The 2,611-nt window shown below is 69.9% G+C and carries 2 protein-coding genes and 1 pseudogene; 1 reads left to right on the plus strand and 2 read right to left on the minus strand.

The features are described 5' to 3' along the window. Nucleotides 1–458, plus strand: a pseudogene (locus tag H7U32_RS10895) (hypothetical protein); the annotation flags it as partial. A gap of 211 nt (nucleotides 459–669) precedes the next feature. On the opposite strand, the gene H7U32_RS09275 reads toward H7U32_RS10895, so the two are convergent. Further along, on the minus strand, nucleotides 670–1,791 hold the full coding sequence (locus tag H7U32_RS09275) for a tRNA-dihydrouridine synthase (protein ID WP_204469781.1): 1,122 nt from the start codon (nucleotides 1,789–1,791) through the stop codon (nucleotides 670–672). A 97-nt stretch (nucleotides 1,792–1,888) separates the two neighbouring features. Continuing rightward, nucleotides 1,889–2,611, minus strand: a 723-nt coding sequence (locus H7U32_RS09280; RefSeq protein ID WP_204469782.1) for a CPBP family intramembrane glutamic endopeptidase, incomplete at its 5' end; no start/stop codon positions are given.

Genomic DNA, 2,611 nt, shown 5'->3' on the forward strand with positions numbered 1-2,611 from the left:
CCGGCGGACCCGGATACATCCCGGCCGAACGACGCGAACGCACCGAACGCCTGACCGCCGAGACGAACCCGGCCGAGCCCGTCCGCCGCACCCACGCCATCCAGGACCAGCCCGAGACCATGGCCGCCCCACGCACCCGACGCCTCGAGCAGCGCGCCGGCCCCGACACGCCATACTCGAACAGGACACCCGCACGCATCGCGGGCACCCGACCGGAAGACAACAACAAAACCCCAACCGACACCGACCAGGATTTCACGCCCACCCCACGCGAGGCACCACTCCCGGTTCCGCACTCACTTTCAAATGAGGCACCTCGTCTATCATCGGCTTGGCAGAGAACCTGGGTCCTGATGACAAGCCATTGCCATCTATGTATACTCTTCACCCCCCCCGCGGCTTGCGCACAGCGCAATATCTGCTACACGTCTTCCGCTGCCTGTGCGTTCCGCGCCTGACGCATGCCGCTGATGTTCTTGGTATTCCAAGCCTTCCGCGTACCCAGCCCCGGGCACTCCGCGGCGTCAGCAGCGCCCTGGCCGCCCGTGGCCACCACGGGCCGACCGGCTGTTTCCGCCGGAAACGCAACAACGCCACCCCTGGACAAGAGTGGCGTTGTCTCATATCCGTGGCGCCGCGCGGCGCCAACGTTGCGTCAGCGGACCAGACTCACCGCTCGGCGGCCTGCCGGGCGATGCGCCGGGCGAGCGTGGCGTCCCACATCGCGCCGGTGGCGGACATCACGGCGTCCGCCCCCGCAGCCCGGTAGGCGGCGTAATGCTCCGGCTCGATGACGCCGCCGACGCCCACGATCGCAAAGTCGAGGCCGAGGCGTTCGCGGATGGCCGCCAGGCGCGCCACCATGTCCAGACCCGCGCCGCGGATCGCGTTGCCGCACACGCCGGAACGGTCGCGCCCGGCGCCGGGCAGCGCCTGGTTGCCGTCGGCGTCCACCAGCCTGGCGGAGATCGTGTTGATCGTGCTGAAGCCCTGCACGGTGCCGCGGGCGGCGGTGGCGCGGACCATGGTCTCCAGCGCCGCGTCGTCGGGAATGTAGGCGAGCTTGACCACCAGCGGCAGGTCGCCGATCTCGTTCTTGACGGCCTCGGTGATGCGCCCGACCAGCGCCGGGTCGTGGCACAGCAGCCGGTTGTGGCCTTCGTTCGGGCAGCTCGTGTTCATTTCCATAAGCTGCGCGCCGGTTTCCGTGACCAGGCGCGCGGTGGTCACATGGTCGGCGATGTACGCGGCCTCGTCCATGCCCGCCACGCGCGAACCCTGGAAGCTGGGGACGAGCAGCTGGCCTTCGCCAGCGGCCTCGATGGCACGGCACATATCCGGTTGCCATTCGTCAGGGTCGCGGCTGGGCACGCCGAAGCTGTTGGAGATCGAAATCGGCAGCTCGTAGTTTGTATCGGCGAGCACGCCTTCGTCGAGCTCGGGGCTGCCGGGGGTGAGGGACCCGTCGGCCGACTTGGGGTGCACGGCGAGCACGTTGGGGAACGGGTTACAGCCCCACGCGCGCGAGCGCACGGTTTTGTACACGGCCAGGTCGAAGCCCATGCGGAACGCGGCGGTCGTGAACCGTTCGTTGAGCAGCGGGCCGGCGGGGATGCCGAAGGGCAGGTTCACCGGGATGCCGAGGAAGGAAGCGGCGGGCATCTCGGTCCCCGCGTCACCTCCGTTCCCGGCGTTCGTCCGGAGCGCGTCGGCGAAGGCACCGAACGGCCCCTTCCGGTAGTTGTCCTCGTAGGAGAGGTTGACATCGTAGAACGGCTGGAAATCACTCATGGCGGCCCCGGTCGGAATGGTTGCGGACGATGGATCTGATGCCCTCCACGATATGCCACGCCCTGCCCGCGGCCGGCCCGGGCCGGCCGGGCGGCGGTCAGGCCGTCATCGCGAGGGCGAAGGAGCCGGCGGTGAGCGCGGCGTTGACGATGACGTAGGCGAGGAACCATCCGTTGGTCCACGCCCAATGCGTGCCGGGGGCGGCGCGGTGGGCGCGCACGTACGCGCGCAACCCGCTGCCGTACCGCACCAGCACCACGACGAGCGCGGCCAGGCCCACGGCGACGACCACCCACCCGCCCACGGTTTCGCCGGTGGCGCCGAAGGGGGCGATGAGCCGGCCGAGCGCGTCGGACAGCAGCGCGTTGTTGCACACATGCAGGGCGATTGCCCAGAACAGCGAGTATTCCATCGCCACGAAGCCCAGCATCAGGCCGGCGCCGAAGGCGAACAGCCCCTGCACGAGGTCGTCGTGGTACAGGCCGAACATGGCCGCCGAGGTCACGATGGCGAACACGCGGCCCAGGGGCCGCAGCCCGTGCATGAGCAGGCCGCGGAACACGACCTCCTCCACCACGGGGCCCACGAGGTCGGCGTACAGCACCATGCTCAGGGAACCCATGCTGGCGTCGAGCGCATCGCCGGCGGGCGTGGCCAGGTCGATGCCGGCCGCGGCGAAGCCTTCCTGGACAAGCAGGACCACGGCCTGCACGGCGAGGATCAGGCCGGCGAACACGGCGAACCAGGCGGGGCGCATGCGTCCGCCGCCGTAGGTGAGGGTGATGGCGGGGGCGGGTGCGGCGGACGCATGCGCCCCGCC

Source organism: Bifidobacterium pullorum subsp. saeculare (assembly GCF_016899725.1).
GTDB lineage: Bacteria > Actinomycetota > Actinomycetes > Actinomycetales > Bifidobacteriaceae > Bifidobacterium > Bifidobacterium pullorum_C.

Excerpts from the sequence above, each read along its gene's own strand:
- H7U32_RS09275 (WP_204469781.1), bottom strand. The coding sequence starts at position 1,791 with ATGAGTGATTTCCAGCCGTTCTACGATGTCAACCTCTCCTACGAGGAC.